16 protein-coding genes are annotated in these 18,786 nt (G+C 42.1%); 10 read left to right on the top strand and 6 right to left on the bottom strand.

Annotated elements, in window-relative coordinates; genetic code table 11:
• Window positions 1-26: 26 nt before the first annotated feature.
• Both GPM24_RS14885 and GPM24_RS14880 read right to left on the bottom strand, forming a co-directional pair.
• Window positions 27-488, bottom strand: a complete 462-nt coding sequence (locus tag GPM24_RS14885) for a GNAT family N-acetyltransferase (protein ID WP_158827594.1) — start codon at window positions 486-488, stop codon at window positions 27-29.
• A 58-nt stretch (window positions 489-546) separates the two neighbouring features.
• The gene (locus GPM24_RS14880; protein WP_158827592.1) at window positions 547-960 is read right to left on the bottom strand and encodes a DUF1810 domain-containing protein; all 414 of its coding nucleotides are present in this window, start codon (window positions 958-960) and stop codon (window positions 547-549) included.
• A gap of 131 nt (window positions 961-1,091) precedes the next feature.
• Here GPM24_RS14880 and GPM24_RS14875 point away from each other — a divergent pair, with 131 nt between their 5' ends.
• From GPM24_RS14875 to GPM24_RS14855, 5 genes are all read left to right on the top strand, one after another.
• Entirely contained in the window at window positions 1,092-1,964 is an 873-nt protein-coding gene (locus GPM24_RS14875; RefSeq protein ID WP_199269771.1) for a bifunctional helix-turn-helix domain-containing protein/methylated-DNA--[protein]-cysteine S-methyltransferase, read from the top strand.
• Between the two features lie 183 nt (window positions 1,965-2,147).
• On the top strand, window positions 2,148-2,747 hold the full coding sequence (locus GPM24_RS14870) for a TetR/AcrR family transcriptional regulator (RefSeq protein ID WP_158827590.1): 600 nt from the start codon (window positions 2,148-2,150) through the stop codon (window positions 2,745-2,747).
• A gap of 217 nt (window positions 2,748-2,964) precedes the next feature.
• Complete coding sequence (locus GPM24_RS14865) at window positions 2,965-4,101, top strand: efflux RND transporter periplasmic adaptor subunit (protein WP_158827588.1); 1,137 nt, start codon at window positions 2,965-2,967, stop codon at window positions 4,099-4,101.
• Between the two features lie 24 nt (window positions 4,102-4,125).
• Window positions 4,126-7,320 carry an efflux RND transporter permease subunit gene (locus GPM24_RS14860; protein ID WP_158827586.1) on the top strand — a complete coding sequence of 1,065 codons (3,195 nt, stop codon included), beginning with the start codon at window positions 4,126-4,128 and terminating at the stop codon, window positions 7,318-7,320.
• Window positions 7,321-7,339: 19 nt separating this feature from the next.
• Entirely contained in the window at window positions 7,340-8,755 is a 1,416-nt protein-coding gene (locus GPM24_RS14855; RefSeq protein WP_158827585.1) for a TolC family protein, read from the top strand.
• 75 nt (window positions 8,756-8,830) lie between these two features.
• Here GPM24_RS14855 and GPM24_RS14850 read toward each other — a convergent pair whose 3' ends face one another.
• Entirely contained in the window at window positions 8,831-10,672 is a 1,842-nt protein-coding gene (locus tag GPM24_RS14850) for a sensor histidine kinase (RefSeq protein WP_158827584.1), read from the bottom strand.
• 161 nt (window positions 10,673-10,833) lie between these two features.
• Here GPM24_RS14850 and GPM24_RS14845 point away from each other — a divergent pair, with 161 nt between their 5' ends.
• Window positions 10,834-11,838, top strand: coding sequence for an FAD:protein FMN transferase (locus GPM24_RS14845; RefSeq protein ID WP_158827583.1), 1,005 nt, complete (start codon window positions 10,834-10,836; stop codon window positions 11,836-11,838).
• A gap of 24 nt (window positions 11,839-11,862) precedes the next feature.
• Here GPM24_RS14845 and GPM24_RS14840 read toward each other — a convergent pair whose 3' ends face one another.
• The 3 genes from GPM24_RS14840 to GPM24_RS14830 are packed head-to-tail and all read right to left on the bottom strand — an operon-like array spanning window position 11,863 to window position 16,100.
• The gene (locus tag GPM24_RS14840; RefSeq protein WP_158827582.1) at window positions 11,863-14,058 is read right to left on the bottom strand and encodes a PepSY domain-containing protein; all 2,196 of its coding nucleotides are present in this window, start codon (window positions 14,056-14,058) and stop codon (window positions 11,863-11,865) included.
• A gap of 18 nt (window positions 14,059-14,076) precedes the next feature.
• On the bottom strand, window positions 14,077-14,571 hold the full coding sequence (locus GPM24_RS14835; protein WP_158827581.1) for a DUF2271 domain-containing protein: 495 nt from the start codon (window positions 14,569-14,571) through the stop codon (window positions 14,077-14,079).
• A gap of 5 nt (window positions 14,572-14,576) precedes the next feature.
• Window positions 14,577-16,100 carry an ankyrin repeat domain-containing protein gene (locus GPM24_RS14830; RefSeq protein ID WP_158827580.1) on the bottom strand — a complete coding sequence of 508 codons (1,524 nt, stop codon included), beginning with the start codon at window positions 16,098-16,100 and terminating at the stop codon, window positions 14,577-14,579.
• A 272-nt stretch (window positions 16,101-16,372) separates the two neighbouring features.
• Here GPM24_RS14830 and GPM24_RS14825 point away from each other — a divergent pair, with 272 nt between their 5' ends.
• Genes GPM24_RS14825 through xseB form a run of 4 tightly spaced genes read left to right on the top strand, consistent with a single transcriptional unit; the run spans window position 16,373 to window position 18,773 of the window.
• Complete coding sequence (locus GPM24_RS14825; RefSeq protein WP_158827579.1) at window positions 16,373-16,627, top strand: hypothetical protein; 255 nt, start codon at window positions 16,373-16,375, stop codon at window positions 16,625-16,627.
• A gap of 16 nt (window positions 16,628-16,643) precedes the next feature.
• On the top strand, window positions 16,644-17,096 hold the full coding sequence (locus GPM24_RS14820) for a GNAT family N-acetyltransferase (RefSeq protein WP_158827578.1): 453 nt from the start codon (window positions 16,644-16,646) through the stop codon (window positions 17,094-17,096).
• Window positions 17,097-17,149: 53 nt separating this feature from the next.
• A complete protein-coding gene (gene xseA / locus GPM24_RS14815) occupies window positions 17,150-18,589 on the top strand; it encodes an exodeoxyribonuclease VII large subunit (RefSeq protein WP_158827577.1) in 1,440 nt (479 codons plus the stop codon).
• A complete protein-coding gene (gene xseB / locus GPM24_RS14810; RefSeq protein ID WP_158827576.1) occupies window positions 18,567-18,773 on the top strand; it encodes an exodeoxyribonuclease VII small subunit in 207 nt (68 codons plus the stop codon). The genes xseA and xseB overlap by 23 nt, the downstream gene beginning before the upstream one ends.
• Window positions 18,774-18,786 lie beyond the last annotated feature (13 nt).

The following is an 18,786-nucleotide window of genomic DNA, read 5'->3' as shown; positions in this document are numbered from 1 at the left end:
TAATGTTTGACTTATGGTAACCGAAACTACAACAGCTGCTTACGGTAGCATATGCTATCGGGCAAATTTATATACGGCCCATATTTAGGTATGCGTTGATAGCCGTATCGTTCATATAAACTAATGGCCTCTATTTGCTTGGTACCGGTTTCTAAAACAGTAAAATGGTAGTCCAACTCCTTTGCCCAAGTTTCCAATGTTGCCAGTAATGCTTTGCTGATGCCTTTTCCTCTATATACATCACGCACATACATCCGTTTAATTTCAACGGCTTCATTATCAAAAGGCTTAAAACAACCGCATCCAACCGGCTCATCGTTCCAATAGGCTATTACAACTGTATCTATCTTCTCGATGACATTAAACTGGTCGTACACGTCCATCATGTCTTCGCCGTTACGCTGGCGTAAAACCTGGTCTAATTCAGTTACCAGTTTTCTAAAATTAGTATCTGTACTGTTTGTTCTTTTTACTGCTAGGGGTTGCATGGCGCGAAATTATCAAACTAAATTCACTTACGCCACTAGATGTAAAAATACGATTTGCTCAGATAAGCTGTAAAGTACGCGTATCCTGCTGACCGTTGTTAAACTTATCCAGTACGGCTTGAAAAACCGAATCGGCACCCGGCACGTTGGCAAACAAAGTCATGCTCGAACGCAATTTCAAATCATCCGGACTTCCCATAACTTGTGTAGCATTACTTCCCGGAAGCTTAAGTAATGCCTGCGAAATAGCAATTAACCGCGGACCCAACACCGGGTGAGCCAGATATGCTTCCGCTTCGGCCATATCATTAATGGCGTAATACCTCGAGGTATCCGTTAAACCCAAACCTTGTATTTGCGGAAAAATATACCACATCCAATGACTGCGTTTACGGCCGTTCTTAATTTCGGATAGTGCCGTATCATAATCCCGCTCTTGGGCGTCTATAAACCTGTTTAAGTTGCTAGCCATATTAGCTTAACAACACTTGGCATACTTTGTTAAAAATTTGATAGGCATGTCTATCGTTTACATCAGTTAGCTAATTAAACTTTAGCAACTTTCGGATTTTAATACCGCCAGAACATGCCGACATTTGTTTTATGGATTTGCAACAATTGGAAAACCAAGATCAGTTAAATTACAAGCGCATCGCGCAAGCGATTGAGTACATTAGCACAAATTTCAAAAAACAGCCAAGCCTGGAGGAAATTGCCGCAGTGGTGAATCTTAGTCCGTTCCATTTTCAGCGGCTATTTAGCGAGTGGGCTGGCACCACGCCTAAAAAGTTTTTGCAATACACCAGCATAGCTTATGCAAAAAAATTACTGTCAGAACATAAGGTCAGCCTTTTTGATACCGCTTACGAAACCGGCTTATCGGGTACCAGTCGCTTACACGACATGTTTGTGACTATTGAAGGAATGACCCCTGCTGAATATAAGAATGGAGGACAAAACCTATTAATAAGTTTTAGTTTGTCGGCCAGTCCATTTGGTGATATGCTGATCGCTTCAACGCCAAAAGGCGTTTGTTATATGGCTTTTTATGACGAAGAAAGCGAAGCTTTAGAAACTCTGAAAGTGAAGTTCCCGAATGCTACCCTTATTCCACAAACCAATGAACTTCAGCAAAATGCTTTAGCCATCTTCCAAAACGACTGGAATCAGTTGTCGCAAATAAAACTCCATCTAAAAGGAACCGATTTTCAACTGAAAGTTTGGGAAGCCTTATTAACTATACCCATGGGAAAATTAGCTACTTATGGCACCATTGCGCAAAAAGTTGAGCTCCCTAAAGCTTCGAGGGCTGTAGGCACGGCCATTGGTAGTAACCCGGTTGCTTTTTTAATTCCGTGCCACCGTGTCATACAAGGCACAGGTATTTATGGTGGCTACCGTTGGAACAAAACACGTAAAACAGCCATTATCGGTTGGGAGTTATCAAGAACATTTACACCCGATAAAACAATTTAGTTTGACAAAATTATACTTTAAAATTATCATTATTAAATATTTGCTAACGGCGCCGTCAAAACATTTAAGTATTTGAAACCAAATTTAACTTGAGATGATTTAATGACATTTAAATTAAACTATCTCTCTAAAACCTTTCTACATTTGCTTAACGCTGTTAGATAAATTAATAGCGGTTTTAAAATGGGCAGTAAAGAAAGAAAGCAACGTTTAAAAGACGAAACCAGATGCAATATTCTGGACGCTGCCCATACTATAGGCAAACACGAAGGTTGGCAATCGCTTAGTATGCGCAAAATTGCTGATGTGATTGAATACACGCCACCCGTTATTTACGAGTACTTTGCCAACAAAGAAGCTTTGCTTTTGGAGCTTACTAAAAAAGGTTACCTGATGTTGAGCCGCGACATGGAAGCCGCGCGCAATCAGCACCACTTACCCGAAAAGCAGTTGGAAGCCATGTGGCTCACCTATTGGCACTTCGCCTTTACCGAAAAAGAGCTTTATCAGCTAATGTTTGGTATTGAAGTAAACTGTTGTGTATTTGACAATGAAATTCCGGAATCTGAAGTTCCTGCCACCATGATCAGCAATGCTATTCGCGAACTGATGGGCGGAGAAAATGTTTCGGAAGATGAAGTTTGCCGGCGTTATTATACCTTTTGGTCGGTTGTGCATGGTTTAATATCTATTAACCTAGTACGGCAAGGTGTTTCTGAAGATATTAACAAACAGGTGCTAAGAGATGCCATTGGTGGTGTTATAAGAGCTATTAAAGGCTAGCTTGCCTTTCTATCATACATTCAAGTATTTCCCTTTTTTAATTTTATAAAATGTATTCACATGACTTACAACTTCTTATCACAATTAATTAACACTGTTAGATTTTTTAATACTGTTATAAAATATGTTTTTATTACCAATTGGTGATTACAAAAATCAAACAAATTCATACATAAAACACACAACTATGCCAACCACTCATAAAAACTACACACTCATGAAACCATTAGCATTATTACTTACGCTGGCGGTACTATATGGCTGCTCACAGCCGCCCCAGCAACAACAAGCCGCAGCACCACAGGCCTTGCCAGTGGCCGAAGTACAAATAGATACGGCTACCACTTATCAAGAATATCCAGCTTCTGTTGAAGGAGCGATTAATGTAGAGATTCGCCCGCAGGTGAGCGGCACCTTAGACCGCGTTTTTGCCGATGAAGGCGCTTATGTATCAAAAGGACAACCGATATTTAAAATTAACGACAACCCATATCGCCAGGCATTAAACAACGCGAAAGCAAGCTTACACGCTGCCCAAGGCGCTTTGTTAAATGCCAAGCTGGAAGTTGAAAAATTAACACCACTTGTACAAAACAAAGTAGTAAGCGAGTACCAGTTAAAAGCAGCTAAAGCCGCACAAGAAATTGCCCAAGGCAATGTTGAGCAAGCCCAGGCTCAGGTAGGTACAGCACAAATTAACTTAGGCTATACGTTGATTAAAGCACCGGTAAGCGGTTATATCGGTCGCCTACAAAAAAAGCAGGGTAGCTTGGTTGCACCAAATGATGCGGAAGCCTTAACCCAGTTATCAGATGTACACCAGGTACATGTATATTTCTCATTAGGTGAAAATGACTTTATCAATTTTAAATCGCAATATGCAGGTAGTACGCTGCAAGATAAAATAAAGCATTTGCCACCGGTTAGCCTGGTATTGTCAGATAATAGCACCTACAGCATTCCCGGACACATTGATGTGATAGACGGGCAATTTGACAAAACAACCGGTGCCATCACCGTCAGAGCCAACTTCCCTAATGCTTCTGGCTTATTACGCTCGGGCAATACCGGCAAAGTACGTTTAAGCCTGCAACACAGCAACGTAGCTGTTGTACCACAAGATGCTACCATAGAAATGCAGGATAAGGTATTTGTATACGCCGTTGGCGACAGTAATAAAGTAGCCAAACAACCTATTACCATTGCAGGTAAAAGCGGCACCAACTACCTGGTAAAAGACGGCCTTAAAGCCGGCCAGCATATCGTGCTAAGCGGAATAGACCACTTACAGGATGGCATGAAAATCAGTCCGCAAAAAGCGCCTGAAAAAGCACCTGCTATCGCTAAAAATTAATTTCAACGCTAAAACATTAAAATCATGTTTCAGAAATTCATAGAAAGGCCGGTACTCTCCACCGTAATCTCCATTTTGTTGGTGATTGTGGGTGTGCTTGGCCTAACCAAATTGCCTTTACAACAGTTTCCGGATATAGCACCGCCAGCGGTATTAGTTACAGCTATTTACCCTGGTGCAAATGCCGAAACGGTATTACGCTCTGTAGCCCCATCGCTCGAAGAATCTATTAACGGTGTGGAAAATATGAGCTATATGAGCTCAACCGCCAGCAACGATGGTTCGTTGGCTATCACCGTTTACTTTAAACAAGGCACCAACCCCGATCAGGCTGCTGTAAACGTACAAAACCGCGTGGCGCAAGCGCAAAGCCAGTTGCCTGCCGAGGTAATACAACAAGGTATAACCACCACCAAGCAACAAAACAGCTTAATTGGTGCCGTAGGTTTGTATACCAAGGATCCCAAAAAATACGACCAGACTTTTGTGGCCAACTATGCCCAAATCAACATCATTCCCGAAATAAAACGGATACCCGGTGTAGGTTCGGCAACCATTTTTGGCGGGGTAAAAGATTATTCGATGCGTGTTTGGCTTAATCCCGGCCAAATGGCTACCTACAAAATTACCCCCGCCGAAGTAATGGCCGCCATACAGGATAAAAACCTGGAAGCTGCACCAGGTAAATTGGGCGAACGAAGCAAAGAAGTATTTGAATATGTAATTAAATACAAAGGCAAGCTTACCAAGCCAGAAGAATACGAAAACATTGCCATACGTGCCAACCCCGATGGTTCAGTACTGCGTTTAAAGGATGTAGCCCGTGTAGAATTGGGTGCTTACTCTTATAGCAGCGTAAGCCATTTGAACGGTAATGATGGTGTTGCTATTGGTGTAATACAGTTAGCAGGCTCCAACGCTAACGAAATTCAGATAGCTATTGATGAACTGATGGAAAAAGCGTCGAAAGATTTTCCTGTCGGTATTGAATACAACAACTTCTATCGCACCAAAACTGCACTCGATGAATCGATCAGTCAGGTAGAACATACGTTGATTGAAGCCTTTATATTAGTATTCATTGTTGTGTTCTTGTTTTTGCAAGATTTCCGGTCAACCTTAATTCCGGCTATTGCAGTTCCGGTTGCGATATTAGGTACGTTCTTTTTCATGAACCTGTTTGGGTTCTCTATCAACTTGCTTACCCTGTTTGCCTTGGTATTAGCCATTGGTATTGTGGTGGATGACGCCATTGTGGTTGTGGAGGCGGTACATGCTAAAATGGAAAACGAGCATTTAGGCCCTAAAGAAGCGACAACCTCGGCCATGCACGAAATTACAGGCGCTATCATTTCCATCACTTTAATTATGGCAGCGGTGTTTTTGCCGGTAGGTTTCATGACCGGTTCAACTGGTATATTTTACCGCCAGTTTGCCTTTACCATGTCTATCGCCATCGTTATATCGGCTGTAAACGCCTTAACGTTAAGTCCGGCATTGGCTGCCTTGTTTTTAAAGAGCAACCATATAAACCACAATGGAACGGTAGTTAAAACAAGTTTTGTTCAACGGTTTTACGCCGGTTTTAACAGGAGCTTTAACAGCATGACCGATCGCTATGTGGGCGGACTTAAGTTCCTGATCAAGAATAAATGGTTAAGCATGGGCGGACTGGCAATTGTAGTGATTGCTACCGTTTACATGATGCAAACCACCAAATCGGGTTTCATCCCTACAGAAGATCAAGGCTTTGTGGCCATTTCAGTTTCATCGCCGTCAGGTACATCGTTAGATGCAACCACTAAAATGCTGAAACAAGCCGAAGGCGAATTAAGAGCATTGCCTGCTGCACGTTTTGTTACGGCAATTTCTGGCTTTAACTTATTAACTAACTCCAGCAGCCCATCATCGGCAGTAGTGTTTGTACTCTTGAAAGACAACAAGGAGCGTGGTGAAGTAAAAGACATCAACGCCATTCAAGACATCATTCGCGGCAAATTAGCAGCCATATCAAAAGGTAGCTTCTTCGTGTTCAGCTTCCCTACCGTACCGGGCTTCAGTAACGTTGAGGCATTGGACCTGGTTTTACAAGACAAAACTGGCGGCAAGCTGGATAAGTTTAGCGGTGTTGCCAATAACTTTATTGGTAAGCTGATGCAAAAACCAGCTATTGCTTACGCATTTACCTCATTCAAGGCCGATTATCCGCAACTACAACTAGAAGTGAACGATGAAAAAGCTAACCAGTTAGGCGTAAATGTAAGAGACGTTTTGCAAACCATGCAGGCTTACTTTGGTAGTGCTCAGGCATCAGACTTTAACCGCTTCGGTAAATATTACCGCGTGGTGGTTCAGGCAGATATTGCTGATAAAACCGACCCTGCATCTATCGATCGTGTATTTGTAAAAAATAAGTCAGGCGAAATGGTGCCTATTAATACGCTGGTTAAATTAACTCGTGTTTATGGTTCAGAAACCGCGTCACGTTACAACCTGTTTAACTCCATACAAATCAACGCTATTCCTAAACCGGGCTTCAGCTCGGGCGATGCCATCAAGGCTATACAGGAAGTTGCTAAAGATGAATTACCGGCAGGTTTTGCCTTCCAGTTTTCAGGTCAAACCCGCGAAGAGATTTCATCAGGTGGACAATCAACTGTAGTATTTATTCTTTGTTTGGTGTTTGTATACTTCCTGCTATCTGCCCAGTACGAAAGTTACATATTACCGTTCGCTATAATCCTTTCAATCCCTACCGGTATATTCGGTGTGTTTGCGGCCATTGGCTTAAGTGGTATTGACAATAACATTTATGTACAGGTTGCGCTGATTATGCTTATCGGTTTGCTGGCCAAAAACGCCATCCTGATTGTGGAATTTGCCTTGCAACGCCGCCGTAACCGCGAAGGTTTAATTGCTGCCGCACTAGATGGTGCCAAATCTCGCTTGCGCCCTATCATCATGACGTCGCTGGCCTTTATTGCCGGTATGCTTCCGATGATGCGTGCAACCGGTCCATCTGCCCAGGGCAACCACTCGATCAGTATCGGTGCTGCAGGTGGTATGTTAACGGGTGTTATCTTAGGATTGTTCATCATACCTGTGCTGTTTGTCATCTTCCAGCATTTGCAGGAACGCATTAGCGGTGTACCAGTGAATAAGGTGCCTAATACCAACGGACCATCTGTGCATCACCACGAAGAGATTTCAGCACATTAATATCAATTTAAACAATAAAATGAAAACGAATATAAACGGATACCTGCTTCTATTGCTGCTGAGCATTGCCAGCGCCTGTAAGGTATCTAAAGATATACAAGCGCCGGATATGAACTTGCCCGGCGCCTATCGCACAGCAACAACAGCCGCTGATACCAACTCGGTTGCCAAGTTGCCTTGGAAAAGCTTTTTTACCGATGCTACACTGCAGCGTTTAATTGACAGTGCCATTACCCGTAATAACGATTTGCAAATCGCCGTAAAAAACATTGAATCTGCGCGGCTTACTCTGCAACAAGCCAAGTTGGGAAATATACCTACGGTTGGTTTACAAGTTACCGCTACTGTTAACCGCCCGTCAGACAATAGCTTGAACGGCATCAGCCTAAGCCAGTTTTTAGGCAGCAAGCATATTGAAGATTATACCGCTGCTGCTAATATTTCGTGGGAAGCAGATATCTGGGGCAGAATTAGCAGCCGCAAGGCCGAAGCTTTGGCTCAATATCTGCAAACAGACGAAGCCCGTAAAGCGGTGCAAACGCAATTAATTGCCAACGTGTCGCAAGGCTATTACAACTTGTTGTTGCTGGACGAACAGATAACGATAGCTAAACGGAACGTAATGTTGAATGATAGCACCTTACGCATTATTCGCTTGCAATACAATGCTGGTCAGGTTACTTCGCTGGCTGTTCAGCAGGCCGAAGCACAACAACTAACTGCTGCACGATTGGTGCCTCAATTTGAACAAGCCATTGCTCTGCAAGAAAATGCCTTGAGTATTTTAAGCGGCAAGTTACCTGATGCCATCACCCGTTCGGGAAGGTTAAACGATGTAACTCTTCCGCAAAACTTATCTGCCGGCTTGCCATCTCAATTGTTGAGCCAACGGCCAGATGTAAGAAGTTCTGAGCTAGCTATTGAACGGGCTAACGCTACAGTGGGTTACACCAAAGCCAGCATGTACCCGGCACTTACTATTACAGCGCAGGGTGGTGTGAATGCTTTTAAGGCCAGCAACTGGTTTAATGTTCCGGCCTCATTATTTGGCTTGGCTACTGGCGGCATTACACAACCGTTATTTCAACGCCGCGCATTGAAAACCAATTACGAATTAGCCAAAGTTGATCGTGAACGAACTGTAATTCAGTTCAGGCAACAAGTGCTGGTTGCTGTGGGCGAAGTATCTGATGCTTTGGTACGGATAGATAAATTAAAGCAACAACAACAAATTGCAGCCGCCCGAACCCAAACTTTAGAACAGGCCACCCGCAATGCCAACATGCTATTTAAAAACGGACTGGCCAATTACTTGGAAGTTATTACAGCCCAAAGCAATGTATTGCAAAGCGAACTGGAACTAACCAGCCTTAAAAAAGCTCAGCTAGACGCCTCTATTGACCTATATCGGTCGTTAGGCGGCGGCTGGAATTGATATAATAAACCCTTATCTCATAAAAAAGGCGGGCGCTGTAAACAGGCCCGCCTTTACTTTTTTTTCGAAAATCACTTAGTGAAATGGTAGCGTAAAGCTAAAAGTAGTACCCATCCCAAATTCGCTTTCCAACCATATACTTCCGCCGTTCATTTCTACAAACTCCCGGCATAATACTAAGCCCAACCCTGTGCCTTTTTCAGATGCAGTACCTGGTGTTGTAAAAGTATTATCTACTCGCAGCAACTTCTCTTGATTCTCTTTTTCAATGCCGGTTCCAGAATCTGTTACCGAAAACAACACCTCATGCAACTGCTTTTCAGCTTTGATGATTACTGTACTTTTGGTATAACTGAATTTAATAGCGTTTGAGACTAAATTTCTTAAAACGGTAGCAATCATGTGCGGATCAGCATAAACTGTACTTTCGGTAGTGGTGTCAATCTCTACAGTAATATCTTTAGGCAACGCCAGTGGCGAAGCATATCTTTTTACATCGGTAAGTAAGGTAGCAATCGATAAACTTTTCGGACTAGCTTTTAACACACCGGTTTGTATTCTTGACCATTCCAGTAAATTTTCTAAAAGTGCATAAGCTTGCTTTGCCGATTCGTTTATGCGCAGCCCCATCTGCTCCACCTTTTCTTTAGAAAGCTTTTCAGCATTTTTATAAATCAGTTCACTAAAAGAAAGCAATGAGGTGAATGGATTTTTAAGATCGTGCGCAATGATGGAGAAAAGCCTATCTTTTGTAGCATTCAGTTCTAACATTTGCGATTCGGCCATTTTTTGTTTGGTTACATCCTGGCCTATAACCAAGTAAGTTGAATCTGTAGCTGTGCCAGCCATTTCTTCTATCACCTGTATAGCGTATATCTGTTGATTTCCGTTATCAGTAAACGCTAATGTTGTTTCTTGCGGCACTTGCGTTTGCTTAACTTTACTAATAAGCTGTGGTAAATTTGTTGGCATTAGCGGCACCTCCCGGTTACTAATTAATAACGGAACGCCACTGTTTTCCATCAACTTGGTTGAAACGCTGTTGGTATATAAACAATTCAACTGCTCGTCAAACCGCATAATAAGCCCCGGCATATTTTCGGCCAGTGTACGGTATTTCACTTCGTCCTCTTTCAAATTTTTAAAAATGGCAGTGGTTGGCTTTAAAAAACCAGTTTCCACATTAGCTTTATAGATTAGAAAAAACGAAATCAGCTTGGCATAATGGCCCAGCTCATTAGCTGTACTGTAATTGGATACATACAGGGTAAAACAGAACTCGCTGATGATGGTAAATATCAGTGATGCAAAAAGCAACCGGTAAACAGCCAAACTAAAATGCTTTCTATTTTCTATAAGCAAATAGCCAGCCAGCAGCAAAACAGCAATAATGGCGTATTCGGCATATATTTTAAATTGTGTTTGACCTATGCCATCTATATAACACACCGGAAAAATACGCCACACCATAATGCAGAGGAAAACGGCGAGAGAAATTAAGAAGTACGTTAAAAATATAATTTCGGCGTTCAGTCGTGTTTTGCTTTTTATAAATTTGAATCCTATTACAAAAGTAACCGATTCTAAAAAGCGGGTAGCCACCCAAAACTGATTGGCTGCATAAGAAGGCCCTTTTACCAAGTGCATTCCATTAAAGGTTAGGGTATGCATCAAATCCAATGCTCCTATAAAAATATATGATATACCCAATAAATATAAGTAGTGGTTATCCTGCATTTTACGGGAATTCCAGGCCACAATAAACACCGCAAAAGCTATCACGATAGAGAAAAGCTCGACCACTGTATGAAAAAGCAGGTAATTTTGCTGAACACACAAATAAAAAACTATGCAAAGAACACTTATCGAAAATACTGTTCGATAATTACCTTTAATGAAGTGTGTTAGAGGTGTCAAATATAAATTGAGGAGCAGTGAATGAAATGAAACAAAGGTACATTTTTTCTAAAATCTCTTTATCATGAAATCAACTTACAGTAGTAATTTTGCACAATTTATCACCTGTAGAAAAGCATTATCTACTTTAAATTAAACATTTATAGCATCCTAGCTACTGCATGAAAATAAATAGCCATTCTTTGCAAAAAATATTATTTCTGCTGATTATCCTTATTAGCTTTAGCACATCGGCACAGGTGCTGCGAAAAAGAACAACCAAGCTGATGGGCGGCCGTTTTGATATTACGATTGTGGCTAATGATTCATTATCTGCAGAGCAAAACATAGACACCGTTATAGCAGAAATTACACGGATAGAAAATTTAATATCCGACTGGAAAGCTGACACCCAGATATCGGAGGTAAACCGTAATGCCGGCATTAAACCAGTAAAAGTAAGCGCCGAGGTATTTGCATTAACTCAACGGGCAATTCATTTATCCGTAATAACTAACGGCGCTTTTGATATAAGTTTTGCCGCTATGGATCGCATCTGGAAGTTTGATGGCTCTATGACCAAGATGCCTACCCCCGAGGCCGTTAAGAAATCGGTAGAAAAAGTGGGATACCGCAATATTGTATTGAATGCCCAAAACTCCACTATCTTCTTAAAAAAGAAAGGTATGAAGATTGGCTTTGGTGCCTTGGGTGAAGGCTATGCAGCCGACCGTTGCCGCGACATGATGCTGGCACGGGGTATTAAAGCTGGTATTGTAAACGGCTCGGGCGATATGAACACTTGGGGAAAGCAACCCAACGGCAACGATTGGGCCATTGGTATTACTAACCCTCTACATAAGGATACCATATTTGCCGTAGTGCCCCTGAAGCAAGGTGCGGTGGTTACGTCTGGCAGTTATGAAAAATATGTAATCTTTAATGGAAAGCGATATTCACATATCATTAACCCGGCCACTGGTTACCCGGCTACCGGGCTGTGCAGCGTAACCGTATTTGGCCCCAGTGCCGAAGTGGCAAATGGACTAAGCACTTCTATGATGGTTTTAGGAAAAGTAAAAGGACTGCAACTCATTAAAAGGTATCCGCATTATAGCTGCATCATGATTGGGGACGATGAAAAAATCTTTTCGCAGAACTTGGATGTAAAAAAGTATGCGCTATAATCAGGCGATGATAAATCTGAAATCCTAATAACAATCCATTAAAATTTGCCCGTGCGACTGATAGAAGCTAACACCCTTTCCGGTTTGATGCTGACAAATACTTTTGAGCAGTTCGATAATATCTTTTTGCATAGCGAGCGAGCCGCATATCATAATTACACCACTTTTTGCCAACACCGAGGCAATAAATTTAGCGTCCCTGTCAATCAGATGACTAACATACTGTTTTTCCCCTTCGCGCGAACGAGCTACATGCAGTCGGGTAAGTTTGCCTAAGGCCCTATTTTTATCAACGATGTCTTGATATATTTCAAAAGAAGCGCCATCCCGGAAACCGCAGTATAAATGACAAGATATTTTTTGAGTGTTCTGGCTAATCATGCCTAAAAATGGGGCAATGCCGGTGCCGTTCGAAATCATTACCACTTCGGGGGCGTTAGCCGGAAAATGAAAGTGTTCGTTGTTAATAATGCGCGCTTTTATGGCGTCACCGGGTTGCAAACGGTGTAAAAATCCTGATCCTAGTCCACCTTCATGCAGTCGCACACTTAATTGGATTTCGTTTTCGACAAACCCAATAGAGTAGAGCCTTTCCCGGTGATCATTTGCCGGATAGATGGCCAACAAATCGCCCGAGGTAACGCGTAGCTTGCGCTTGGGTTGTAAACGAATCAGAAAAGTGCCATTGGTACGGGTTAATGGCGTGATGTTCTTTACAACAAGCGTTTCATAGCGGGCAGATTTAGTGCTATTTAGTTCCGGAAGTACAGCCAGCTGTATACCTGATTGCTGCGACCAGGCCTCGGCCCATAAGCTAAATTCGTCTGGAGATTTATCATTAACCGTTTGGATATCAATCAGCGGCCGAGCCCACTCCTGTTTAGCCAACAGGTTGTTTATGTCAAACGCAAATTTGCAGAAGTCAGGGTAAGCGTGCGAACCAAACCCAAGTACCGAGTAGTGAATCTTATTAGGCTGCGGATATTTGGCCAAAAGGGTAGCAAACTTAGATGCATTTGTTGGAGCCTCTCCCATGCCATAAGTAGCGGTAATAATCAACAAATGCTCTGCTTTTGGAAAAGCGGTATAACTGTTTAAATCCGTTAAAAACGACTTTTCACCCTGTTTAAGCAACTGATTGTGTACTGCTTGTGCAAAGCGAAAGGTACTGCCGTTTTCTGAACCAACCAAAATGATGAAGCGACAATCAGCTACGTTATACTTGTTTTTGGTTCGATTGGCCAAACGCTTCCAGGTAATTACAAAGCCTGAATAAATAAAAAACAAGATATTGGCGGATGCTATAGCTAAAATAACAGCCCAAATACCACTGGCCCGTCCCGTATGCAGGTTAAGGCTTAAATTGGCAATGATTATAGCCGTAGGGTACTTAATTTCGGTAAGAACATCTCCGGTTATTTGATTTACCGTTAGCTCCCTATCGTTAAGTTTAAGGGTATAATATTCTTCAACATCCTCTGAAAAAGGGAATTCTACACTTTGCACCTGCGACAGTAAAGTATTACGGAAGATGGCTATATCCTCAGGATTTACTTTAGGGTTGGAACGAATGGCATCAAAATCAACTTTGGGAGATATGACGTTTGTATTAACCAAACCAAAGCGAGACATGGACAGGTAGGTGCCGGTAAGCGCGATAACGATAATAATTACAAGCGACAGCCGCCCCAGAACAACATGATAATACTGCGCAAAGTTATCACGTACTACACGGGTAAAAAAGCGTTTCACCCCTCGTTGCCGCTGAATGATGAGCATAGTGCCCGATAGCGCAATCAGCAATAACAAAAAAGCGGTTAAGCCAACAAAAAAGCGGCCTGTCTCATGCAAAAACAAGGAACGGTGCAGATCAGTCACCCATTGAAAGAATTCATTTTTAGGGCGAGGTTTACCTAACACTTTACCGGTTAAAGGATTTACATAGGCAACTAGATTCTTACCCTGTGCGTCGCTGGCTTTGATTTGGACAAACTGGTTGGCATCTACAGTAAGCTCGCTGATATCAGGATATAGCTTTCGCAATTCTGGTAATGCCTGAGCAAGTGTGATTTGGTTAAAACCATCAACACGATAATGTTGCGCCTTTTCGGATACTGGCTGGAAAGCAAGTATAACACCCGTTACAGATGCCAGCGTAAGCAACAAAAAAGAAGATACAGCCAAAGCTAAGTGGCTGTATCTCCATATCGAAATAGTCATATACGATATTAAAATGCCTTAATTAGCGCTGAAGCGCACATAACGGATAAATCCGGTGCCTTCGTTTTTGCCCGATAGGGTTTCGGTAGTCAGCGGTATTTCCAGATCTTTCACATAGTAGTTTTTGTCTTCTACCGCACTTTCGAAACGCAGTTTATAACCAGCGTTAATTTTTGCACTTTCAATTTCAATAACATTTACGCTACGGTCGCCACCGGTAACCGATGCACCGGTAATGGCGCTGATGTTGGTTGGTTTTTTAGCGTAAAATTTATTCCATTCTTTTAGCGTTTTGTACCATTTTTTATCAGAGCCCAGCACATACAGTGTTTTATCGTAATTGCCTTTACCATCAATTAAGGATATTACAATGTATGCCCCCTCGCCCATGTAATTGGTCATCTGAATCATGCAGCGATACTTTGAGGTAGCGCCCGACTGAGCAAAAGATACGGTTGACAGCGCAAAAATTAGCACCACGAATAAAAATGTTGCTTTAAATAACTTAGACATGTGTATTACTTCAGGAAATTAACAGATACGTTCTTTTTGGTTAATGACTCGTTTTCACTGGCTAAGTCAAATGCCGTTTCTTTAAAATTAGTGGTCAGTTCTTTTTTAGCACCGATTGATAAAAGGTATTGCATCATCACATCGTCTTTAGCAATCATAGCGGCTTTATGCAAAGCGGTAATGCCTTCATTGTTTTTAGCATTTACATCTACACCCAGCGGTTGGATGCGTTTAAGCAATGAAATATCATTTTTGGTAACAGCCAAATGATACAGGGTGTTGCCATTTTTTTGCGGTGCTTTTAAGTCAAAACCTTTATCCTGAAGAATTTTCAATTTAGCATCAAAATCCTCAGGCTTAGGGCCGTTAAAACCGCCAGATCTACCTTCACCACTACTGTAAGACTGTACTAAGTAAGCAGCCAGGTTATCGCCTGCCCTGTCGGTCACCTTTACATCGGCGCCTTTGTTTACCAGGAAACGTACCACCTCGGGCGAATTGTTGCGCACCGCCAAAGCCAGCGCAGTTACACCTTTTTGATTAGCTTGGTTAATATTTTTTACGCGGGGTAATAACGCACCCAACACCGCTGTATCGCGGTTAGATGATGCAGCATTCATCAAAGGCGTATTACCTTCTTCATCGGCCTTGTTAACATCTACACCTTTGCTCAGAAAATACTGTATAATTTCAGCCTGATTGGGTTTGCGTGCAATGTAATGCAATACATTCTCGCCGGTTTTGCTGGTTGTAGTTGGCTTAACACCCAAACTTTCTAAATACTGGTAAACGGCCAGGGTTGCACCGGCACTGCTGCCAGGTCCGCGACGACCACCGCCTGCCTGCGCAGCCATCAGCATGGCATTTTGATTAACCGGAACTCCTTTTTGCAGTACTGTTTTCATTAACTCCATATTGCCGCTTTTAGCCGCATAGCTAAAGGCATTGTTGCCTGCAGCATCAGTGCTTTTTAAGTCAAGCCCTTTAGACACAAAATAATTGGTGAGCGCAAAATCTTTATCATTAGCTATAGCCAGCAACAGTGCGTTTGCACCATCCTGATTAGTGCTTTTTTTCAAATCTACACCATGCGCTGCAAGCGCATCGTACACTTTGGTGTTTTGCTGGCCGCTGCCGGCAGCGAAAGTTAAAGGTGTACTACCATGACTATCTTCCAAATTTACTTTAGCACCTTTTGATATTACATAAGTTACTACTTCGTCATTACCTCGGTTGGCTGCCCAATGCAAATAAGTACGGCCATCATGAGTTAATTTGTTGACATCGTTACCTGGCTGATCTATCAAAAATTTAATGGTTTCGGTTGATGCCTGCGCATTAATAGCAATCACCACCGGGTCAAAGCTCATGCCGTTCAATTGCGACGGACTGTTACCTTTATCTACCTCGGCTTTTACTTGGGTAACGTCAGGCTTATTTTGCCAAAAAGATTGATCTAGTAATGTATTCTTTTGTGCATACGCCGAAAGAGAAATAAAGGCGGAAATAGTAATAAGTATCTTTTTCATTTTTGTGGCAATTAACAGCAGGTGTATACCTTATCACTATGAGTTAACAAACTACGGTATAACGGAAGCGAATTTAATAAGAATCAGTCTAAATAAAAACAATTGTAAATTATTATATCTTTTTGTTATGATTACGTAATTAGAATGTTACTCATAAGCGCTTCGTTCCTTGTTAAAAAGTTGCTGTCTAAATTACCCTGCATTAACAATTCCTTATCTTATTGTATATAGTTAGCTAACTAATCCTAAAAAAATTAGCTTATTTTTGCAGCATGGATGATGTTTTTCAACTTCCGGTTAATTATGACACCCAAGAGTTGCTTTTGGATAGCAGGCTTTTGCAATTTGGCTACCAGCATAAATTTGAGGTGAATGTTAATGGCATTGCTGTGCTTTTTGAACCGGATGAAGAGTACCGGTACCGAGCCTTAATCAGTCCTGAACTGGCCGAAAAAGAAAGTAAAAAACTAAATCCGCAACTATTACAGGCTATTGCCAGCCAGTTAGAGGCTTTACACAACAATTAATTCGAAAAACACATTAATGTCAATCAGTTATATCGATCGCTGCAAATCTTTTTACGATCTTACCCCTATCGAGCTTTACGCCATATTACGTTTGCGTAACGAGATATTTGTAGTAGAGCAAAATTGTGTGTTTCAAGATGCCGACAATAAAGATCAAAAATGCCATCACCTGATGCTTTGGCAGGATAGCAGTTTGGTGGCGTATGCCCGTTTGGTACCGCCCGGTATATCCTACCCTGAAACATCTATTGGCAGAATTATAACCAGCAGTACAGTTAGAGGTACCGGAATGGGAAGTATATTACTGGAGCGTGCGCTTGAAGAAGTTCAGCGTTTATTTGGCTCGGGGCCGGTTCGTATTGGCGCACAGGTATACGCATTACCGTTTTATGAAAAGTTTGGCTTTGTGGCTCAGGGCGAGCATTACGATGAAGATGGCATACCACATGTAGAAATGGTGCGAGCTTAGCACTTGCACCTGCGCTTTAAGTTCTTGATTGCAGCTAACAAATTATACTATCATTGAGCACCGCACCTTTTTTCCGCTTATCCGAACTATCGGGCCTAGTGGCCGGGGTAATGGAACAGGTTTTTTCGGGCAGGGCCTTTTGGGTAATAGCAGATGTAACCAGCCACAGTTATAAAGCCGGCAAAAATCACCATTATTTTGACCTGATTGAAAAAGACCCCGGCAGCAGCGCTATCATAGCCAAGTTTGCTGCCAGGGCTTGGACAGAAGGTTCGGAACAAATCACCGCATTTGAACAAGCAACCGGTCAACGCTTTACCAATGATATCAATGTGCTGGTACTGGTAAGCGTAAATTACCACCCTGCTTTTGGCTTACAGCTGGTTGTGCATGATATTGATACCAGTTTTACACTGGGCACACTTGAAAAGCAGAAACAGGCTACCTTATTAAGACTTGTTAAAGAGAATGCTGACCATGTGCGGATAGAGAATGATAATTACATCACCTTTAACCAGGAATTAGAGTTACCCCATGTACTACAGCATATTGCTGTTATTTCATCCAGTACTTCGGCTGGTTATGAAGATTTTTTACATACGCTGCAAAACAACAAATTTGGTTACACCTTTAAGATAGAACCCTATTTTACGGTAGTTCAAGGCGAAAACAATGCACAGTATATTGTAGAAAAGTTGATTGAGATTTACCATTCGGGTAAGACTTATGATACGGTGGTTGTAATCCGCGGCGGCGGTGCTCAAACCGATTTGCTGTTGTTTGAACAGTATTCCGTTGGCCGTGCCATAGCCCGTTTTCCAATTCCAATCATCACTGGTATCGGTCATCAAAAAAACGAAACCGTAGCCGATTTAATGGCTCATACCGCCGTTAAAACGCCAACTAAAGCGGCCGAGTTTATAATCGCTCACAATCGCGATTTCTTTGATGACATGCTATCGATGGAAAAGAGCATCATCATTCGTGCGCAGCAAATGGTATCCAACCATATGCAGGCTTTGGCGCAGATAAACAACCGCCTAATCAGCTCAGTCAAAGATTTAATTACCACACAAAAGCAAGAACTAAACAATCAGAATCAGTTTGTGGCTACACAAAGCCAAAAGCTGCTTTATCAGCACCGATCAAACCTGCAAGCTTTATCGGCAAAGGTATCAAGGCGGCCCAGCTTGCTGCTTTACCAAAAGCAAAGGGATATTGATGGTATGGCTGAAAAACTGTTGTTAAACAGCAAACACTTTATACAAAACCAGCAACATTCGTTGAATAACTTCTCGACCTACATCCGTCTGTTATCATCAGAAAACGTATTGAAAAAAGGTTTTGCGATTATTAAACATAACGAACAGTTTGTAAGCAACGGCAACAACATTGAACCGGGTAATGAAATAGCCGTTATCTTTGCCAAGCAACAACTATTAGCTACAGTAACCGACAAGAAAGAACACGATGAAAGAGACAATAACCTATGAACAAGCTTATACTGAGCTAACAGCCATTGCCCGCGAACTGGAATCAGAAACCATGTCGGTTGACGAGCTGGCCGCAAAAGTTAAGCGTGCATCGTACTTGGTGAGCCTTTGCAAAACCAAGCTACAAAATGCCGAATCGGAAGTAAACCAAATCATCACCCAAATGGAACAAAATGATGAATAAAATGCCGGCTGCT

The organism is Mucilaginibacter lacusdianchii, assembly GCF_009770985.1.
GTDB lineage: Bacteria > Bacteroidota > Bacteroidia > Sphingobacteriales > Sphingobacteriaceae > Mucilaginibacter > Mucilaginibacter lacusdianchii.
This window is presented reverse-complemented; position numbering and strand designations above follow the sequence as displayed.